Annotated in this window: 10 protein-coding genes; 4 read left to right on the forward strand and 6 right to left on the reverse strand. The window is 63.2% G+C overall.

What is annotated here, in order from left to right:
- Positions 1 to 33: 33 nt before the first annotated feature.
- The 6 genes from ACZ0AZ_RS20875 to ACZ0AZ_RS20900 all read right to left on the reverse strand — a co-directional run bounded on the left by ACZ0AZ_RS20875 (position 34) and on the right by ACZ0AZ_RS20900 (position 17,227).
- On the reverse strand, positions 34 to 11,760 hold the full coding sequence (locus ACZ0AZ_RS20875; RefSeq protein WP_463538042.1) for a BapA/Bap/LapF family large adhesin: 11,727 nt from the start codon (positions 11,758 to 11,760) through the stop codon (positions 34 to 36).
- 421 nt (positions 11,761 to 12,181) lie between these two features.
- Entirely contained in the window at positions 12,182 to 13,126 is a 945-nt protein-coding gene (locus ACZ0AZ_RS20880) for an alpha/beta hydrolase (protein ID WP_463538043.1), read from the reverse strand.
- A gap of 61 nt (positions 13,127 to 13,187) precedes the next feature.
- Positions 13,188 to 14,216, reverse strand: coding sequence for a transketolase family protein (locus ACZ0AZ_RS20885; protein WP_463538044.1), 1,029 nt, complete (start codon positions 14,214 to 14,216; stop codon positions 13,188 to 13,190).
- Positions 14,213 to 15,061, reverse strand: a complete 849-nt coding sequence (locus tag ACZ0AZ_RS20890; protein ID WP_463538045.1) for a transketolase — start codon at positions 15,059 to 15,061, stop codon at positions 14,213 to 14,215. The genes ACZ0AZ_RS20885 and ACZ0AZ_RS20890 overlap by 4 nt, the downstream gene beginning before the upstream one ends.
- A 17-nt stretch (positions 15,062 to 15,078) precedes the next feature.
- The gene (locus ACZ0AZ_RS20895) at positions 15,079 to 16,377 is read right to left on the reverse strand and encodes an MFS transporter (RefSeq protein WP_129998520.1); all 1,299 of its coding nucleotides are present in this window, start codon (positions 16,375 to 16,377) and stop codon (positions 15,079 to 15,081) included.
- Positions 16,378 to 16,477: 100 nt separating this feature from the next.
- Positions 16,478 to 17,227 (reverse strand): SDR family NAD(P)-dependent oxidoreductase, encoded by a 750-nt coding sequence (locus tag ACZ0AZ_RS20900; RefSeq protein WP_039758790.1) that lies wholly within the window; start codon positions 17,225 to 17,227, stop codon positions 16,478 to 16,480.
- A gap of 194 nt (positions 17,228 to 17,421) precedes the next feature.
- On the opposite strand from ACZ0AZ_RS20900, the gene ACZ0AZ_RS20905 reads away from it, so the two are divergent.
- The 4 genes from ACZ0AZ_RS20905 to ACZ0AZ_RS20920 all read left to right on the forward strand — a co-directional run bounded on the left by ACZ0AZ_RS20905 (position 17,422) and on the right by ACZ0AZ_RS20920 (position 19,467).
- Positions 17,422 to 18,339 (forward strand): LysR substrate-binding domain-containing protein, encoded by a 918-nt coding sequence (locus tag ACZ0AZ_RS20905; RefSeq protein ID WP_024012668.1) that lies wholly within the window; start codon positions 17,422 to 17,424, stop codon positions 18,337 to 18,339.
- An 83-nt stretch (positions 18,340 to 18,422) separates the two neighbouring features.
- Positions 18,423 to 18,647 (forward strand): DUF2188 domain-containing protein, encoded by a 225-nt coding sequence (locus ACZ0AZ_RS20910; RefSeq protein WP_039758787.1) that lies wholly within the window; start codon positions 18,423 to 18,425, stop codon positions 18,645 to 18,647.
- A gap of 47 nt (positions 18,648 to 18,694) precedes the next feature.
- Positions 18,695 to 19,225 (forward strand): hypothetical protein, encoded by a 531-nt coding sequence (locus tag ACZ0AZ_RS20915; protein ID WP_039758785.1) that lies wholly within the window; start codon positions 18,695 to 18,697, stop codon positions 19,223 to 19,225.
- Positions 19,225 to 19,467 (forward strand): hypothetical protein, encoded by a 243-nt coding sequence (locus ACZ0AZ_RS20920; RefSeq protein WP_129998524.1) that lies wholly within the window; start codon positions 19,225 to 19,227, stop codon positions 19,465 to 19,467. The genes ACZ0AZ_RS20915 and ACZ0AZ_RS20920 overlap by 1 nt, the downstream gene beginning before the upstream one ends.
- Positions 19,468 to 19,872 lie beyond the last annotated feature (405 nt).

A 19,872-nucleotide genomic window follows, 5' to 3' on the forward strand; every position in this document is an offset into this window, starting at 1 on the left:
TACTGTTGAGAGACCAACGTTTGATGTCTTGTTTCAAACCACTTGAATGCCGTTCTGCACCCACAAGTGGTGGCTCGGATCCTCCTGTGCCGTGTATTGAACATAGTCAATGCCGTCGGCCTGCTGCGCGCCATCGGCGACCCAGCCATCGGTCATGTGCACGCTGTCCTTGTCGTCACCCTTGATCAGCAGAGTGTTGTTGTCCGAGGACGTGATCGCCAGCAGATCGCTGAGGTTCAGCGTCAGCGCAACCGCACTGGAATGGTTGAGGTCGAGGATTTCGACGTTGTGGATCTTGCTCTGCAGATCGCCGAGGTTGATCGATACGTCGCCACCGGCCCAGAGCAGAGTGTCGATACCACTGCCACCATCCACCGAAGTGAATTGCTGGTCGGCGATGATCAGCGTGTCGTCGCCCCCTCCACCTTGCAGGGTCACGGCGCCACCGTGCGAGCCGTCGAGGGTGTCGTTGCCCTCGGTGCCCTGGATCAGCTCACTGCCAGCGACATGGGCCAGACCGAGGTTATCGCTGGCCAGCGCCGAGAACGCGGTGCTGGCGAATGCGCCGGCCTTGTTCAGGTCGATGGTCAGTGTCGCGGTATCGACCGTGCCGTTGGGGTGGGTGAGTTGATAGGTGAAGGTGTCTTCCTGACCGATCACCGCATCGGTCAGCCCGGCCTTGAGCGTGTAGGTGTAGTTACCGTTGGCCTGAACCACCAATGTGCCGTAGTTGCCGACCAGCGACACGCCGTTGTAACCCGGCGCCACGTAACTGCCGGCGACCAGTACGCTGAGCAAGGTGTACACCGAGCCCAACACATCGGCGCCGCCGCCTGCGGTGTCGGTGAGCAGGTTGCCTGACACGGGCGTGTAGCTGCCGACCACGAACTGGTTGTTGTAGGTTGCGACGTTGATCAGGCTGGTGTTGACGCTGGTCAGCAGGCCGAGGCCGCCCACTGCCACCCGCACTTGATAGCTGCCGGCGGTCTGGTCGTCGAACTTGATCCCGTAATTGCCACCGCCGAGGCTGACCAGCGCGTTGCCGCCGTAACTCTTGACCAGTACGTACTGGTTGGTCGCCGTGTTGAGCTTGTACAGGCCGACCGTCATCGAACCGAGCAGCGCGAGCAAGTTGCTCGAGTTGACCACCACGGTCAGGTCGCTGACGGTGTCGGCCGCGACCACGGTGTTGTAGTTGCCGCTGCCGCCGCCCAGCAGCACATTGAACGTGCCGAGGGCGGAGTTGGTGGTGACTTCGCGGTTGATCAGGGTGACGTCGGTCGAGGCGATGTCCGCTGTGGCATCAACCACCAGTGCGGGACTGCCGAGATTCGCGTCGTTCCAGACTTCGGTGGCTTGCGGGCTGTCGATGCGCACATACAGATTGGCGGTGTCGCTCAAGCCGTTCGGGTGCACCAGTTGATAGTTGAACACGTCGACCTTGCCGACACTGCCAACACTGCCGTTCGGCTTGTAGCTGTAGTTGCCGTTGGCGTCGATGGTCAACGTGCCGTACAGGCCTTGCACCGTGGTGCCGGCCCCGGCGCTGACCCAGGCGCCGTTCTTGAAGATCTGCAACTGCGCGCCGTTGTCCGGGCCGGTCTGATCGACCGTGCCATCGACGCCGACGTTGGTGATGACGTTGCCAGTCACCGCTGGCCCGGCGATGCCGTTGAACTGGGTCAGGCTGCTGACGTCCAGTTGCAGTTGGGTATTGACCGTGGTCAGCACGCCGATGCCGGTGCTCGACACCGTCAGTCGATAATCGCCTGACAGCAAGTTACCGATATCGACTCGCACGCCCTGGCCGGCCAGGGCAATCAGATCGAGCAGGCCGCCGCTGCCGTTGACATCCAGAGTGACCCAGGTGCCGCTGGCATTCTTTACCTGCAGTGTGTAGACCACGCCGTCGATCAGCGAGATCAGGCTGTTGGTGGTCAGCGTCAGGGTTGGATCAAGACGCGTACCGCCGGCCACGGTGAAGGTAAAGGTTTTCGAGAACCCGGCCAGCAGCGTGGTGAACGAGTCGTTGAAGGTCTGCGACGCGGTGACCGGGGCCAGGGTGACGGTGCCGACGGCGAGGTTGTCGCTGGCGATAACCGGCGCATTGACGTCGACATCCGGCGCGATGACGTTGGCGGCGACCGATACGTTGCCGCGTGCGTCGCTGAGGTTGATGGTGAGTTTTTCGCCGTTGATCTGCGCACTGCTAAGGGTGACGGTAAACACGCCGAGGTTGTTGACCGTGCCGGTGCCCAGGACAGTGCCGCTGGCCGACTTGATGGTGACGGTTGCGCCGGCTTCGCCGGTACCGGTGACGCTGAGGCCATCGGCACCGACCAGCAACGCCGTGGCCGCAGCGGGCGGCGTCAGGTCTGGCGCCGTCGCGGTCGCCGCTGCCGATACGTTGCCGCTCGGATCGGCCTGGGTGACGCTGAGCACTTGGCTGTTGATCTGCGCCGAAGCCAGCACCACGGAGAAGCTGCCGTTGGCGGCGACGGTGGCGGTGCCGAGTACCACACCGCCGACGCCGCGTACGCTGATGGTTGAACCGGGCACACCAACGCCAGTGAGCAAGGTGCCGCTGCCATTGACGCTGACGCCAGTCGGCACGCCGGGTGCGGTGATGTCCGGTGCGGTCAGGCTGGCATTGGGCGACAGGTTGCCGGCAGGGTCGACCAGCCGCACGGTCAACAGCTGTCCATCCAATTGCGCGGTGTTCAGGTTGAAGCTGAACGTGCCGCCACTGCCCACGGTGGTGGTGCCAATCAGCGCGCCGCCCGGACCGTAGACGTTGACCGTTGCACCGGCCTCACCCGAACCGCTCAAGGTCAGACCATTGGCAGCGAGCGTCAGACCGCTGGCCGCGATCGGCGCCTGTACGTCAGGGGCCGTCAGGTTGAATACCGGCGACAGATTGCCCGTCGGGTCGGCCTGTTGGACGTTGAGCTGTTGGCCGTTCAGTTGCGCGCTGGACAGTTGCACGGTGAAGGTGCCGCCAGCATTGACCACGGCGGTGCCGAGTACGGTACCGGCCGCATTAGTCACACTGACCGTGGCGCCGGCTTCACCCGTGCCGCTGACCGCCAGGCCGGTGCCGTTCAAGGTGACATTGCTCAGCGGCGCCGGCGCGGTGGTATCGGCGACGCTGAGGTTGGTCACCGGCGAAATGTTGCCTGCCGCATCACTCTGCGTAACGCTCAGCTGTTGGCCGTTGAGTTGTGCAGAGGACAAGGTCACCGAGAACGAGCCATTGCCCGCCACCGTCGCCGTGCCCAATACCGTACCGCCGACACCGCGTACGGTGACGGTGGCGCCGGCTTCACCGAGCCCGCCGAGCACCAGGCCGGCACCGCTGAGGACGAGAGCCGTCGGAGCCGCCGGAGGGGTGATGTCTGGCGCCGTTACGTTAAGCCCCGACGACGTGTTGAGTGCCGCATCGGTCTGAGTCGCATTGAGCACCTGGCCATTGACCTGCGGCGTATTGAGCTGCGCGCTGAAGGTGCCATTGGCGCCGACCGTCGCATTGCCCAGCACGACGCCGCCAGCGCCGGTGATGGTCACCGACGCGCCGACTTCGCCGCGACCGGTAACCAGTGTGCCGCTGGCATTGACCGCCAGATCGCTGAGTGGCGCCGGGGCCGAGGTGTCACCTGCGGTGATTTCAGTCGGCAGCGAGGCACCACCCAACGCAGTGTTGGCGGTGACTTCAAGGCTTTGGCCGTTGGTTTGCGCGGGCGTCAGCACCACGCTGAACGTGCCATCCGGGCCAGTGACGCCAGTGCCGATCAGACTGTTGTCAGGCCCATAAACATTGATGGTGGTGCCGATCGCCGCCGTGCCGGTCAGCGTCACGCCGTCGGCTGTCAGCACAAGATTATCCGGCGCAGCCGGGGCTGGCACTGCCGGAACAGTCAGGTCGGCGTCTGCGGACACGTTAGTCGCGACGTCTGTTTGATTCACTGTCAGCACCTGGCCGGCAGTGATGCCCGGATCCAGATCGATCAGGAACGTGCCGTTGGCGGCCACTGTGCCGCTGCCGACAATGTTGCCCAGCGCATCGGTCACTTCGACACTCGCACCGGCTTCGCCGCGCCCGGCGAGCTGGCTCAGATCGCCGCTGATGGTGAGGCCGGTGACGGCATCGGGAGCGGTAATGTCAGGTGCCGGAAAGAGGAATGTCGGCGATGAGTTCTGTGCCTCGTCCGTCGCGATCACTGACAACAATTGGCCATTGGCCTGGGGCGGATCAAGTTCGACGGTGTAGCTGCCGTTGCCCAGCGCCACTGCCGTGCCCAGCACGGTACCGTCAGCCGACAATACCGTGACGGTGCTGCCCGCTTCGGCGGTACCGGCGAGCAAGGTGCCGGCGCCGGTCAGCGATGTGACCGTCGGTGCGATCGGTGCGGTGCTGTCCGGCGCGTCGACCAAGGCTGGCTCGGACAGGTTGTTTTTCGCGTCGGCTTGCACCACAGAGAGTGCGCGGCCGTCCAGCTGCGCAGCTGACAGGTTGACGCTGAAACTGCCGTCTGCGGCCACGGTCGCGGTGCCGAGCAGCACCGTGCCGTCGCGCACGGTGACGATCGCCCCGGGCTCACCGGTACCGGTCACGGTCAAGCCGTCCTGGCTGACGTTGAGATCAGCGACTGCCAGCGGAGCGGTGGTGTCGCCTGCTTGTACGGGCGCGGTTGGCGACGTGTTCGACGCCAGATCGGTCTGATTGACGCTCAACAACTCGCCATTCACCTGCGGCGGGTTGAGGGTCACGCTGAACGAGCCATTGCCGGCCACGGTTGCCGAGCCCAGTACCGTGCCAGTCGCGCTGAGCACGCGCACGGTGGCGCCGGCTTCACCGGTACCGGTCAGTGTCACGCCGTCGGACGTGAGAACGAGGCCGGTGGGCGCAGCGGGCAGGGTGGTGTCCGGTGCAGTGATTGGCACGATCGGCGAAGGATTGCCCGCCGCATCGCGTTGGATCACCGACAAGGCTTCGCCATTGAGCAGCGGCTGATCAAGGGTCACGCTGAAACTGCCATCGGCCTGCACGGTGCCGGTGCCGACGATGGTGCCCACCGCGTTGGTAACGACCACTTGCGCGCCAGCGGCGCCGGAACCGGTGATCAGACTGCCGCTGGCGTCGATGTCGACATCGGTCAGTGCGGCAGGAGGCGTGCTGTCCGGTGCGGTCAGGGTGCCGGCAGGCGAGGCATTGCCGACCGCGTCCGCCAACACTACGAACAGCGCTTGGCCATCGGTCTGCGCCGGGGTTACGGACACCTGGAAACGGCCATCGCTGCCCACGGTGCCGGTGCCCAGTTCGGTGCCGTCCGCCGATGTCACGCGGACAATGGCGCCGACTTCGCCGGTACCGGTGAGCGTGTCGCCATCGGCATTCAGTTGCAGATCGGCCGGTGTCGCTGGCGGGGTCAGATCCGGTGCGGTGACCGACACCGGGGCGCTGACGTTGCCCGGTGGATCAGCCTGCTGCACGCTGAGGATCTGTTCGTTGATCTGCGGCGGATTGAGGGTGACGCTGAACGTGCCGTCGCCGAGCACCACGCTGGTGCCGAGCAAAGTGCCGTTGGCATCGCGCACGGTCACGGTCGCGCCGGGTTCGCCAGTACCGATGACCAACGCGCCGGACGAGTTGATATCGACGTTGTCCAGTGGATCAGGCGGGGTGAAGTCCGGTGTGGTCAGGTTCACTGCCGGTGAGTCATTACCCGCCGCGTCGGCCTGGACCACGGTGATCACTTCAGCGTTGGTCAACGCAGGGTTCAGAGCGAGGCTGAAGGTACCGGTCGAGCTGACCACAGCGGTGCCAAGCACATTGCCGTCGCTGTCGATGACCCGCACCTGCGCCCCCGGCTCGCCGCGCCCGGTCAAGCTTGCGCCGTCGCCACCGATGCTCAGTTGCGAAACAGCGGCTGGCGGTGTGCTGTCGACCGAAGTGAACGGCGTGGCTGCCGAGGTGTTGCCCGCCGTATCCGTCAGCGACACGGTCAGCGCCTGACCGTTGGCCTGCGGCGTGGTCAGGGTGATTGCAAAGGTGCCGTCGATGCTCACGGTGCCGCTGCCGATCAGCGTACCGGCAGCGTTGTACACGTTGACCGTGGTGCCGGCCTCACCGGTACCCGAGAGCAAGGTGCCGTCCGCGCTTGCCACCAGCGCCGCCGGCGCATTGGGCGCGAGCAGGTCCGGGGCGGTCAGATTGACGCTATTGGATTCGTTGCCGGCAGCGTCGGCCTGGCTCAGGCTCAAGGTCTGGCCCGAGGTTTGTGCCGGGCTGAGGGTGACGCTGAACGTGCCGTTGGCCGCCACCACGGCGCTGCCGAGAACCACTCCGCCAGTGCCGAGTACAGTGACGGTGGCGCCGGCTTCACCGCGCCCGGTCAGGGCCGTGCCGTTCGGTGCCAGGCTCAGTTCGCTCAGCGGGGTTGGCGCAGCGATATCGGCAGCGGTGTAGTCAGTTGGAGAGGAATTGATGCCAGTGCTCGACGTCGCCACCGCAGACAGCTGTTCGCCGTTCAGCTGTGCGGCATTGAGCGTGACGCTGAAAGTGCCGTTGGCCGCCACCAGCGCGCTGCCGAGCAACACGCCCGAGGCATTGCGAATGCTCACGGTGCTGCCAGCGGTGGCCGAGCCGGTCAGGGTCAGACCATCGGCGCTGAGGGCCAGATTGGTCGGTGCACTTTCCGCCAGATTGCCCGGCGCAGTCACCGGCGCCGTTGGTCCGGTGTTGCCGGCAGCATCGATCTGCACCACGGAAAGATTCGATCCGGCCACCGCCGCCGGGGACAGCGTGACGCTGAAATTGCCGTTGCTGCCAACGGTTGCGGTACCCAGCAAAACACCGCCGGCATCACGCACTTCCACGTTGGCGCCGACTTCGCCGATACCGGTCAGGGTTGCACCGTTGGCGCTGACTGCCAGATCGAAGGCCGCCAACGGCGCGGTGCTGTCGAGGGCATTGACGATGGCCGGAGCAGACGGATTGCCCGCCGCGTCAGTAGCCGTCACGTTCAGCGCCTGACCATTGGTTTGTGGGCTGTTGAGCGTTACCTGGAACGTGCCATTCGCCGTCGCCGTGGTGGTGCCGAGAAGATTGCCCTGGCTGTCGCGCACGGTCACCGTGCTGCCGGCCTCTGCATTACCGGCCAGTTGCACGCCAGCCGCGTTCAGGGTCAGAGCGCTAGGAATCGCCGGCGCAGTCAAATCCACGGCGATGACTTCAACCGCCGTCGATACGTTGCCCGGTGGATCTTCCTGAGTGACGGTCAGCACTTCGGCATTCAGTTGTGCTGCGTTCAGGGTGACGGTGAACGCGCCGCCGCTGCCGACCTGCGCGGTGCCGAGCAAGGTGCCGTCGGCGCTTCGCACAGACACGGTGGCGCCCGGTTCGCCGTGGCCGGTGACGGTGACACCGTCGGCATTCACTGCGACTTGGGTCAGTGCGGCGGGTGGGCTGATGTCGGGTGCGTTGACGCTGGTCGAGGGCGAAACGTTGCCGGCAGGGTCGGTCTGGCTGATCGCCAACGCCTCGCCATTGGTCGGCGCTGGCGCCAGGGTCACAGTGAACGAGCCGTTCGCGGCAACCACAGCGCTGCCGAGCACGGTGCCGTTGGCGGTGCTGACATTCACTGTTGCGCCTGCTTCACCCGTGCCGCTGAGGGTGCTGCCATCTGCGCTGATCAGCGGATTCTGCACGGCGGCCGGCGGGGTGCCGTCGACGGTGATCACGCCAGTGGAAGTCGAGGTGTTGCCGTTGGCGTCGGTCAGGCTGACCTGCAGGGTCTCTCCGGTGTTCTGCGCGTTGGGCAAGGTGACCTGGAAGTTGCCGCTCTGATCGACCACGCCGGTGGCCAGAACATTGCCGGCGGCATCCCTGATCGTCACGGTGCTGCCGGCTTCGCCCTGGCCTTTGACCACGGTGCCGACGTCATTGATCGAAACGCCAGTCGCTGCGGCTGGCGGTTGCAGATCGCTGGCAATGATGCCGGCGGGTTGCGACAGGTTGCCGGCGGCGTCGCTCTGGATCGCCGTAAGCGCCTGGCCATTGAGCTGCGCCGGCGTCAGCGTCAGGCTGAACGTGCCGTTGCTGGCGACCAGTGCCGTACCGAGCACGGTACCTGTGGCGTCGGTGACAGTGACCGTCGCCCCGGCCTCGCCTCGGCCGGTCAGCGTCGTGCCGTTGGCATTCAGCGCCAGATTGGTCACCGCGTCCGGGGCCGTGCCATCGAGCGCCGTCACCGTGCCCGGAATCGAGACGTCACCGTCGGGACTGGTGGCAGTGACTTGCAGCACTTGCGCATTGATCTGTTTGGCACTGAGCAACAGGGTGAAACGGCCAAAGCTGTTGATCAGCCCGGAGCCGAGCACAGCGCCGCTGCTGTTGGTCACGGTTATGGTGCAACCGGGCGTTCCGGCGCCGGTCAGGGTGAAACCGTCGGCACTCAAGGCCAGATCGGTCGGGGTCGCAACTTGCGTACCGTCCAAACCCGCGAGCGGCACGATGGGCGAATCATTGCCGCCGCCATCCGTGCTGATCACTTCCAGATTGCCGCCAGGCTCGGCCGCTGGATTCAGGGTCACGACGAAGCGGCCATCCGCGTCCGCCGTCGCGGTGCCCAGCACAGCGCCACCGCCCGCGATGCTGACGGTGACCATGGTGCCCGGTTCGGCAAGACCAGACACTTGCGTGCCGGCCGGGTTGAGCGCGAGATCGCTGACCGCCGCCGGCGGGGTGCTGTCCGGCGCGGTGACGCTGCCGGGTAGCGAACTGTTGGCGCCGTCCGACACCACGACTTGCAAGGCTTCGCCATTGGTTTGCGCGGTATCGAGATTGACCGTGAAGGCGCCAGAGCCGTCAGCAGTTGCGGTACCGATGATGTTGCCGTCGGCGTCCCGCACCTCAACGGTATTGTTCGGCTGCGTGGTGCCGGTGACCGTGGCCCCTGCAGGATCGACGACCAACCCGGTCGGTGCGGGTGGGGCGGTGATGTCCGGTGCCGTAACCGGAGTGGCCGGCGAGGGCAGGGCACTCGCATCAGTCTGGATGACACTCAATACCTGACCGTCGAGCTGAGCCGGGCTCAGGTTGACGCTGAAATTGCCATCGCTGGCAACTACTGTCGTGCCAATTACCGTGCCGTCCGGTGCGCTGACCGTGACGGTGCTGCCGGCTTGTCCGGTGCCGGTCAAGGTCACGCCGTTGCTGGCGAGCACGACGTTGTCCGGCGCCAGCGGCGCGGTGGTGTCCGCTGCCGTCAGTGGCGCGTTCGGAGAAACGTTCACGCCATCCGATTGGCTGACTTGCAGTTGCTGGCCGTTGAGTTGCGGGCTGTTCAGCGCCACCGTGAAAGTCCCGCTGCCATCGACGATCACGGTGCCCAGCGTATTGCCGGCCGAATCCTTGACCGTCACCGTGGCACCGGGCTCGCCTGTGCCGCTCAGTTCAGTACCGCCTGCATTCAGCGTCAGATCCGAAGGGGCCGTGGGGGCCTGGATATCCGGCGCTTCAACTGGAACTGCCGGCGAGCCTGAAGGCGAGCCATCGGTCTGCACCACGCTGAGATTCTGGCCATTGGTCTGTGGCGAGGACAGGGTGACTTCGAAACGGCCGTTGCTGCCGACCACGGCGGTGCCCAACACCGCACCACCAGCGTCAGTGACGGTCACGGTCGCGCCGGCCTGACCAGCACCAGAGACTACGGCGCCATTGGCGGAAATGCTCACATCGGTCACGGCTACCGGTGTGGTCAGATCGGGTGCGATCACGTTGACCGGCGCCGAAGGATTGCCGTCTGCGTCGGTCTGGATCACTTGCAGCTGTTGCGCATCGGTCTGGGGAGTCGAGAGGTTTACCGTGAAATTGCCATCGGCACCCACGGTACCGGTGCCGATGATATTGCCGGCCGGATCGCGCACGGTAATCGAAGCGCCGATTTCGCCTGTGCCGGTCAGCGTCTGCCCTTGGCCGTCGAGCGTAACGCCCGTCAGCGGCGCCGGGCCTTGCGTGTCAGGCGTTACATAGGTCAATGGGGCAGAGGTATTGCCAGCCGCATCGCTGGCACTGATCTGCAACGCTTCGCCATTGTTTTGCGGGCTGCTCAATTGCACCGTGAACGTGCCATCCGCAGCAACGACTGCCGAGCCGAGTACATTGCCGTTCGCATCGCGAACCGTGATCGTTGAACCGACCTGGCCGCGTCCTTTCATCAGCAGGCCGTCCACACTCAGGACAACGTCGCTTGGCTGAGTCAGGCCATCGAGGTCCATGGCGATAACGGTCGTTGCTGGCGACGGGTTGCCGGCGGCGTCAGTGACCAGCACGCTCAGCGCCTCACCATCGATTTGCGCGGCATTGAGTTGCACGGTGAACGAGCCGTCAGCTGCGACTAAAGCCGTGCCGAGCAGCGTACCTTGCGCGTTGGTGACGCTGACTGTGCTGCCGGGCTCGCCACGGCCGGTGACCGAGAGGCCATCGCTGCTCACGGCCAGATCCGTTGCAGCGCCGGGGCCGGTGATGTCCGGCGCATTGAAGGTCACGCTCGGTGATTGCGCACCGGCGCTGTTGACCGCAACGATACTGATGACTTCGCCATTGGCCTGCGCGCGGATCAGCGTCAGCAGGAAGGTGCCGTCAGCAGCCACCGCTGCGCGTCCGAGAAATTCGCCATTGGCGGCGCGGACTTCAATGGTGGTGCCTGCGCGAGCAATACCGGTCAGTTGGCTGCCGTCGCTGCTCAAGCCGAGATCGGTTGGCGTCTGCGGTTCGACGACTGCCGGCGCGCTGACCGTTGCGCCAGTGGATGTGTTGCCAGCCGCATCGGTGGCATTCACGGTTAGCGGCTGGCCGCTGGTTTGCGCGGGGCTGAGGGCGACGCTGAAGGTGCCGTCTGCCGCCACAACGGCGCTGCCGAGCAGGGTGCCATCGGCGGCGCGCACCTCAATGGCGGCGCCGGCTTCACCGGTGCCGCCGAGTTGCGTGCCATCGGCGCTTACGCTGAGGTTGCCCGGGGCGGTTGGCGCGGTGGTATCCGGCGCGGTGATCGAGCCGGGCGTGGACACGTTGCCCGCAGGGTCGGTGAGCGTCACGTCGAGCGGCTGGCCATTGTTCTGCGGTGTACCCAGGTCGACCTGGAAACTGCCGTCGGCGCCAACCGTTCCGGAGCCCAGGAGATTGCCCGCCGCGTCGCGCACTTGCACGACACTGCCAGCTTCGCCAAACCCAGTCAGCACGCGGCCATCGGACGATAGGGTCAATCCGGTCGCAGGCGCAGGAGGCGTTGCGTCACCAGTGCCGCCGCTACCACCTCCGCCGCCCCCGCCGCCACCACCCGTTGCGGCCGCCGCCCCACCCGCGCCCAACAGGCCGAGCCCGGCAATCGCCCACGCAGGCGTTGCGCCGTCGACCACGCCGACGCCGGCGATCAGTTCGTCCAGCGAATCGATTTCGTCAAAGGTAAAGCCATTGAACGGTTCGGCGCTGTAGCGCGCCTGCCACAGCGTCGCGTCGTCACCCTGAAAGACAATGTCATTGGGCACGCCGTCAGGGCTGGTGACAAAGAAATTGGAAATTTTGATTTGCTCGCCAGACTTAAGATTGACGATCAAATCCTGACCGCTGCGACTGGTCGACGCCAGTTGGTCGGGACGGACCGGCATTTGTACAACGGAAGGCTGATTGAGCTGAACATTGCCCCAGTTCTGGGCAGTGAGCTGAGAATTGGCTTTGTCGGCAATGACGATGTTGTCCATTACTACTCCCTGTATATGGCTGGGCGGACGTCCACGGATGGTTTTAAAACCATAGATAGGGAGTTTGAAATGAGCCTGCCTGATTTCTGGCGAGTAGCCGATGTGGCGTTTTTCTAACGATCAACTGACTGAAAAATAAGGGATATCTATGCGTTACCGTTTGTCGGATCGTTGGATCCAAGCCATGATCGGATGAAACAAAATGTGTCGTTTTTCGCACAGGCAAAAAACGTGGAGAAACACCGCGATTCAAAGTGCGATGAGTGATGGCTAATCAATATTGGAACTTTGAAAAGTTGACCATCCCGGCCGCAGACGTCCATCTGCGAAGGTATTAATCAATAAGCACAGGAAGCGCGACAGGCTCTGTATAAGAAATCGGGCTGTTTCGTTTCAGCGGACTTTTCGCCTTCAAAATACTTCATGCGCTAGCTATCGATCGCCGAAGTGATCGAAGCACATCCAGCGCCGACTGATCGGTAACACACCCGGGGTATTGATCGAACATATGTGGCGCCCCAGGGTAGACGTGCAGCTCGACGGCAACCCCGGCGCGCGACAGGCGCAGGGCAAATGCAACGTCCTCTTCAAGAAACAGATCCAGCGCCCCGACCGCCAGAAACGTCGGTGGCAAGTCACGCAGATCATCCTGCAGGGCCGGAGAAAACCAGCCGATCTGCTGATCATCCAGCGCTTGGTCAGCGCGCAGGCACTGCCAGCAGAATTGGTTGGCTTGCGCCGGCCAGCCAATCACTCCGGTCGTATCGTTTTGCTGAGGCGCGGCCGGGCTGCCCGAACGGTCATCGAGCATCGGATAAATCAGCACTTGGCTGGCGATGGGGAATTCGCCGCGATCCCGCGCCACCATTGCCAGCGCTGCTGCCAGCCCGGCGCCGGCACTGTGGCCCATGAGGATTACTTTGTCGGCGTCTCTATTCAGCGATTGCTGGTGGGCGAAAACCCAGGCGAGGGCGGTGTAGCAGTCCTCGAGAGGAATGGGGAAGGGGTGTTCAGGCGCGAGACGGTAATCGACGGCGACGATGATCGCCTGCAGTGCTTCAGCGAGATCGGCGAGATAATCGTCTGCCATTTCCGGGCAGCCCAAGACGAAACCTCCACCGTGGAGGTACAGGATCACCGGAAAGTGAACACCCAGTACCGCGCCGGCGGGCCGGTAAAGACACAGGCGCAGATCCTCACCGCCGTGGGCCTTTATCCATAGGCTTTCACCGCGCGCTTGTTCTGGGGATTTGTATGTCGCGTGAACACGCTCCCTGATCGCGGGCAGCGTCTCCAATGTCCAGGCTTCTGCGCCGGGGGTTAAAAAGCTCTTGAAGTCGGGATCCAGCAGTTCATGTGCTTTCACGTTCTGCCTCCTGTTTGCGAATGAACGAGCGCCTCGGATGGAGGCGCCGCTCACGGTGGAGTTACAGCCAGGCTTTGATCTGCGCGCAGACAGCCGGCGTCGAAATGCCATAGCGATCATGCAGCGTCGGCAGGGCGCCGGCGTCGAGGAAAGCATCGGGCAACGCGATCTGTCTGAAGGTGGGCGTCACGCCGTTGCGCAACAACAACCCGGCAACCGCCTCGCCCAAACCGCCGATGATCGAGCTGTTCTCGGCGGTGACCACCAGACGTCCGGATTTGCGCGCTTCGGCGAGAATGGTTTGCTCATCCAGTGGCTTGATGGTCGGCACGTGCAGCACGGCCACATCAATGCCGTCGGCCTGCAATTGCTTGGCCGCTTCCAGCGAACGCATGGTCATCAGCCCGGTAGAGATGATCAGCACATCGTTGCCCGTGCGCAGGGTCTTGGCCTTGCCGATCTCGAATTGATAGCCGTACTCGTCCAGCACCAACGGCACATTGCCGCGCAGCAAACGCATGTAGACCGGGCCCTGGTGAGCGGCGATGGCCGGCACGGCCTGTTCGATTTCCAGCGCATCACAGGGGTCGACAATCATCAGATTGGGCATGGCGCGGAAAATAGCCAGGTCATCGGTGGCCTGGTGGCTCGGCCCGTAGCCGGTAGTGAGGCCGGGCAGGCCGCAGACGATTTTGACGTTGAGGTTTTCCTCGGCGATGGCCATGCAGATGAAGTCGTAAGCACGGCGCGATGCGAACACCGCGTAGGTGGTGGCGAACGGCACGAACCCTTCGCGGGCCATGCCGGCGGCAGCGCTCATCAGCAACTGCTCGGCCATACCCATCTGATAGAAACGCTCCGGGTGCGCCTTGGCGAAAACGTGCAGGTCGGTGTACTTGGACAGGTCAGCAGAAAGGCCGACGATGTCCGCGCGCTGCTCTGCCAGCGCCGCGAGCGCATGGCCGAACGGTGCCGAGCGGGTCGCCTGACCCTCGGAAGCAATCGAGGCAATCATCGCCGAGGTGGTCAGGCGCTTTTTCACTGGCTCACCCGTAGCAGTCGAAGTCGCAGTGTTGGCGGCGTTGCTCATTGGTCTTTTCCTTCTTCAAGGTTGCTCAGTGCCAGGTCCCATTCGTGTTCTTCGACGCGAATGAAGTGGGTCTTCTCCCGGGTTTCCAGAAACGGCACGCCTTTGCCCATTTTGGTGTCGCAGATGATCACGCGCGGTTGGCCGCCGGGGTGATTGCGCGCGGCATCGAATGCAGCGACCAGTGCGTCGAGGTCATTGCCGTCGACGCGCTGGGTGAACCAGCCAAAGGCTTGCCAGCGATCGACGATCGGTTCGAACGAGAGAATCTCGCTGGAGTAACCGTCGGCCTGCTGGTTGTTCACGTCGACGATGGCGATCAGGTTGTCGAGCTGCCAGTGCGAAGCCGACATGACTGCTTCCCAGGTCGAGCCTTCATTGAGTTCGCCATCGGAGAGCAGGTTGTAAACGAACGAGGCCGAGCCTTTGCGCTTGAGGCCCAGGCAGGCGCCGACTGCAATGCCCAGGCCCTGACCCAGCGAACCGCCGGTGATTTCCATCCCCGGGGTGTAGGCGGCCATCCCCGACATCGGCAAGCGGCTGTCATCCGAGCCGTAGGTTTCCAGCTCGTCGAGCGGAATGATCTCGGCTTCGATCAGCGCTGCGTACAGCGCAATGGCGTAGTGGCCGATGGAAAGGTAGAAGCGATCGCGCTGCTCCCATTCGGGATCTGTCGGGCAATGGTTCATCGCATGGAAATAGGAGACCGCCAGCAGGTCAGCCGCGCCGAGGGCCTGACCTACATAGCCTTGGCCCTGAACCTGGCCCATGCGCAGTGCATGGCGGCGAATGTTGTGCGCGCGCTCCGCCAGGCTCGGCGATGCAATGTGTGAGAGATTAGTCGTCATGATGAAACTCCGTTGACTCAACGATTGACCAAAGCGGCGGGAATGCGCAGGACCAGGCTCGCGCCGAGGAACAGCACGCCGGTGATCAGGTACATGCCGATGGCGCTGGAACCGGTCAGGGTGGTGATCCAGCCGATCAGATAAGGCGAGCAGAACCCGGCGAGGTTGGCGAAGCTGTTGACCGCGGCGATGCCGGCCGCCGCAGACACCCCGCCAAGCAGCGTGGTGGGCAGCATCCAGAACAACGAGGTGGCGGACAGAATGCCGGAGGCGGCCAGGCACAGGCTGAGGATCGACAAGGTCGGATTGCCGCCCATCATTGCTGCCAGGCTCAAGCCGATCGCACCGGCGATCATCGGCACGATCAGGTGCCAGCGGCGCTCGCGATGTTTGTCGCCACTGCGTCCGACCAGCAGCATCGCGGCGATGGCGCACAGATAAGGCAGGCTGGTCAGGAAACCGATGTGCAGCGGGTCGGAAACCCCTGCGTTGCGCACCAGTGTCGGCAGCCAGAAGGTGATCGCATACTGGCCCATGACCACACAGAAGTAGATCGCCGCCAGCAGCCACAAGCGCCGGTCGCGGATGAACTCGCCGATCGAGGCGTGGGTGACTTTTTGCTGGTCGTCTTCAGCCAGTTCGCGAGTGATCAGGGCTTTTTCATCGTCATTGAGCCAGGTCGCCTGATGCACGCCGTCTTTCAGGTAGCTCAGCACCAGCAGGCCGACGACCACGGTGGGCACCGCCTCGAGCACGAACATCCACTGCCAGCCGGCCCAGCCGTGCACACCGGCAAAGTGGTTCATGATCCAGCCCGACAGCGGGCCGCCGACCATGCCCGACAGCGGAATGGCGATGAACCACAACACGGTCATGCGCGCCCGCCGATAGGACGGAAACCAATAAGTGAGATAGAGCAACAGGCCCGGCGCCAGGCCGGCTTCGGCAATCCCCAGCAGAAAGCGCAGGGCATAGAACTGCCACGCGGTTTCGACGAAGGCGAACAGCGCCGAGACGATGCCCCAGGTGATCATGATCCGCGCAATCCACACCCGCGCGCCGACCTTGTGCAGGATGATGTTGCTGGGCACTTCGCAGAGGAAATAGCCGATGAAAAACACCCCGGCACCCAGTCCGTAGACCGTTTCGCTGAGGGCCAGATCATTCATCATTTGCAGCTTGGCGAAACCGACGTTGACCCGATCCAGATACGCGCACAAATAGCACAGCATCAGGAACGGCATCAGCCGCCAGGCCGTTTTGCGATAGGCAGAAGAGCGCACGGTCGAAACCGCTTCGAGCGACAGGGTAGTCATGATGGTCTGATCTCTTGTTTTTATTGACCGCCAGGCCATCAGGCCCGGCTGCGTCATCGATCCAGAACCGCACGGGCCACGCAGGCCCGCCCAGAGTGACTCAGTGAATCAGCATGCCGCCGTTCACATCGAGGGTGATGCCGGTCAGATAAGCGGACAGGTCGCTGGCCAGAAACAGCGCGGCGTTGGCGACGTCCTGCGCTTGACCCAGGCGACCCAGCGGAATGCCTTCGATGATGGCGTGACGGCGCTCGTCCTGCATCAGGCCACCGGTGATGTCGGTGTGAATAAGGCCGGGAGCGATGGAGTTGACGCGGATGTTGTCCGGCCCCAGTTCCCGCGCCATGGCCTTGCCCAACCCCAGCACACCGGCCTTGGCCGCGCTGTAATGCGGGCCACCGAAGATGCCACCGCCGCGCTGGGCCGACACCGAGGACATGCAGACGATGCTGCCGGAGGACTGCTGACGCATCAGCGGAATCACCGCCTGCGACATGAGCAAAGTGCCGCGCAGGCTGACGTCCAGCACCTTGTCGTAGTCCGAACCGCGAATATCGAGGGTCTTCAGTGGCTGGGTGATGCCGGCGTTGTTGACGAGAATATCGATGCGCCCGAAGTGTTCGATGATGGTGGCGACAGCTTGCTGGACCTGCGCTTCGTCGGCCACGTTGGCCGCCAGGCCCAGATGACCTTCGCCCAGTGCTGCGGCGGCGTCACGTGCTGCGGAGGCATCCAGATCGAGGATGACCACGCGAGCGCCATGTTGCGCAAATGTGCTGGCGGTAGCGCGGCCAATGCCACGGGCAGATGCGGCACCGGTAATGATTGCGACTTTGCCTTGAAGAAGCATGGAGGATTCCCTCGAATTGTTTTTATTGGGTCGGTGTGTAAGTAACCGATGACTCAGCTTGTCCTCCGGGGCGAGCGTGAGCAATAACGCGGAAGTCACTCAATGCTGAAAAAAATTCAGCACTCGTCAGGCTGTTGCGCAAATGCTTGAATGAAACCGGTCCATACATCACAAGAAACCACCACGGAGTCCCCATGCGCTCTGACACTGAGGCATCGATCATCCTGCCACCGCTGAAAGCAATTCAGGCCTTCGAACAAACCGCGCGCTTCGGCAACGTCGCCAGAGCGGCGGAAGTGCTGGACCTGACACCCTCGGCAGTCAGCCATCAACTGGCGAAACTGGAAGGGATGATCGGCCGGCAATTATTCGTTCGCGCTGCTCGAGGCGTCTCGCTGACGCCGGTCGGCGAGCAATACCTCAAGGAAGTCTCCGGGATTCTGCACAGTCTCGCCGTTGCCACCGAACGCGCGGCCAGCGATGTCAGCCTCGATTGCCTGCGCTTGCACTCGTCGCCCAGCTTCGGCCTGCTCTGGCTGATGCCGCGTCTGGAAGCGTTTCGCGCCAGTCATCCGGACATACAGATCAATCTGTCGTGCTCCTATGAATCGCTGCACTTCAGTCGCGACAAGATCGACGTCGATATCCGCCACGGTCTGCCGAACTGGCCAAGCTATGAGGTGCGCACCGTCAGGAACGAGACATTCGCCGTGCTGACCTCACCGAAACTGCTCGCGCAACGCCCGGTACGCGGCGCGGCGGATCTGCTGGAGTGCGATCTGATTCTGTCGGAAGCCACCCTGCTCAAATGGCCGCAATGGTTTGCCCAGCATGGTCTGGCGCGTCCGGAGCGGCCTTACGCATTGAGCTTCGATCGCTCGTACATGTCGCTGGAAGCCGCGAGTCACGGCCTGGGTTTCGCGCTGGAAAGCACATTGCTGGCGCAGAAGTATCTGGCCGCGGGCACGCTGGTTGAAGTAGCGCCTGAATCACTGAGTGCTGCGGTGGCGGCGCACCATCTGGTGTTTCCCAAAGCGCATTCCAGCTTCCCACGGGTCAGGCGTTTTCTGGCGTGGATGGAAAGCGAGTTGGGCCACGAGTTCGCGTATTGAGTCGAGCTCAATTCTTTCAAACTCTCTGATCCGCTCAAGGTCCATCCATTATCGATCTTGTCATTCACGTCAGAGGTGAAGGAATGGATAACTACCACATCAGTAAAAACCAGCAGCGCTGGGAACTGGTGAAAGAGGGCGCGCAGCGTGCGTCGAAAACGGCTGCGACCAAAGCCGAGATCACGCAGATCGCCAGCGACTATCTGCAGGACAAGACCGCCTCTTTGAAAATCCATAAAGAGGACGGGACGATCCAGGAAGAACGCACCTTTCCGCGCGCTGCCGACCCGCGAAAAACCAAAGGCTGAGCCGCGTTTTTCTCCGTATTCATCGTTTCTGCAGAAGGGTCTGATTTATGGTCATCGCATGTCTGGGATGGGGCTCACTGATCTGGAAACCGGACGGTTTGCCGCTGGCGAGCGAGTGGTTTGCCGATGGGCCGCAGGTACCGATCGACTTCGTTCGCGTCAGTGACACTGGCGAGTTGACTACAGCCATAAGCGCGAACGCGCCGCCGTGCAAAGTGCTGTGGTCGGTACTGGATGTCACCGACCTTGATCAGGCCCGTGAAGTCTTGCGTCTTCGCGAGGGCGTGCCTGAGGGCAGGGAGGACGGCATCGGCAGCTTCACCATCGGTACCTCGGCAATGGGCGTGCTCGCTGAATGGGCCATCCCTCGGCAACTGGACGCGGTGATCTGGACGGCGCTGCCCGGCAGATTCAAGAACATTGAAGGCTTGGTGCCCAATGTCGACGACGCGGTTTCTTATCTCGCCGGGTTAAGCGGCGCAGCGCACGAACAAGCGCGCGACTATATCGAGCAGGTACCGGCGCAGATCGACACGCCGTATCGGCGCGAGATCATTGCCAGGCTTGGGTGGAAATGATGAGCACCCGCAGCCAAGCGCAGATTGCCGCCATCTTCGATCAGCTGCTGGCACTGCGAGAAAGCGTGGACATTCTCCAGCACGTGGAGAGCGGTAGCGTCGAGTCGCTTCGTGGCCATCAAACCGTGGACGCCCCCGAGTCGCTGGATCTGGTGTTTCAAAAGCTGCATGAAGACATCGCCAGCATGGAGGAAACCTTGGCGACGATTGCCGAGGCTACCGGGGACGTGCCGAAGTTGTGAGGGTGTCGCGGGACCGGCACGCAGAGATGATGTGGCTGGTCTGGCGCCTTCGCGAGCAGGCTCACTCCCACAATGGATTTGTGAATCGATTGATTTCCGGAGGCTGACGCAAATCCCTGTGGAAGCGAGCCTGCTCACGAAAGTGCTGGGTCAGCCTGGCCATCAATTCACTGACCTGACGCCTTCGCGAGCAGGCTCGCTCCCACAGAGGATTTGTGAATCGATTGATTTCCGGGGGCTGACGCAAATATCTGGGTGTGAGCTTGCTCACGAAAGCGCTGGGTCAGCCTGGTCATCAATTCACTGGCCTGACGCCTTCGCGAGCAGGCTCGCTCCCACAGTGGATTTGTGAATCGATTGATTTCCGGAGTCTGACGCAAATCCCTTTGGCAGTGAGCTTGCTCG

The organism is Pseudomonas sp. AC239 (genome assembly GCF_979258545.1).

Excerpts from the sequence above, each read along its gene's own strand:
- ACZ0AZ_RS20875 (WP_463538042.1), bottom strand. The coding sequence starts at position 11,760 with ATGGACAACATCGTCATTGCCGACAAAGCCAATTCTCAGCTCACTGCC.
- ACZ0AZ_RS20920 (WP_129998524.1), top strand. The coding sequence starts at position 19,225 with ATGAGCACCCGCAGCCAAGCGCAGATTGCCGCCATCTTCGATCAGCTG.
- ACZ0AZ_RS20895 (WP_129998520.1), bottom strand. The coding sequence starts at position 16,377 with ATGACTACCCTGTCGCTCGAAGCGGTTTCGACCGTGCGCTCTTCTGCC.
- ACZ0AZ_RS20885 (WP_463538044.1), bottom strand. The coding sequence starts at position 14,216 with ATGAGCAACGCCGCCAACACTGCGACTTCGACTGCTACGGGTGAGCCA.
- ACZ0AZ_RS20915 (WP_039758785.1), top strand. The coding sequence starts at position 18,695 with ATGGTCATCGCATGTCTGGGATGGGGCTCACTGATCTGGAAACCGGAC.
- ACZ0AZ_RS20910 (WP_039758787.1), top strand. The coding sequence starts at position 18,423 with ATGGATAACTACCACATCAGTAAAAACCAGCAGCGCTGGGAACTGGTG.
- ACZ0AZ_RS20900 (WP_039758790.1), bottom strand. The coding sequence starts at position 17,227 with ATGCTTCTTCAAGGCAAAGTCGCAATCATTACCGGTGCCGCATCTGCC.
- ACZ0AZ_RS20905 (WP_024012668.1), top strand. The coding sequence starts at position 17,422 with ATGCGCTCTGACACTGAGGCATCGATCATCCTGCCACCGCTGAAAGCA.
- ACZ0AZ_RS20890 (WP_463538045.1), bottom strand. The coding sequence starts at position 15,061 with ATGACGACTAATCTCTCACACATTGCATCGCCGAGCCTGGCGGAGCGC.